The organism is Streptomyces sp. URMC 124 (assembly GCF_051386455.1).
In the GTDB taxonomy this organism is placed as follows: domain Bacteria; phylum Actinomycetota; class Actinomycetes; order Streptomycetales; family Streptomycetaceae; genus Streptomyces.
The window spans coordinates 1-279 of the sequence record NZ_JBPQTS010000431.1; the positions used below are offsets into that span (position 1 = coordinate 1).

Sequence of the window (279 nt, forward strand, 5' to 3'; positions counted from 1 at the left end):
TGGAAGGGGCAGGGGATTCCAGAGCAGAAATATCACGAATTGTTCGATGAGAACGGCAAGAGCTTCGGCTATTTTATTCATGACTCCTACGATTCCTCGGATGCGATCAATATGTTCGACTGGGCAAAGGCAACGGATGAAGTCCAGTTTCCGGAGAACAACAAGACGCGGGAGTACACCACAGGCCTGATTGAGCTTCGGAAATCAAGCGACGCATTCCGCCTCGGTGAACGCGGCTTGGTGGATTCCAATGTGACGCTGCTGCAGATTCCGGAGGTG

General features: G+C 52.3%; 1 protein-coding gene. It reads left to right on the plus strand.

Annotated features, from left to right (window positions below):
- A partial coding sequence (locus tag ACSNOG_RS33230; protein WP_436756391.1) for a hypothetical protein occupies positions 1–279 on the plus strand: 279 nt, incomplete at both ends.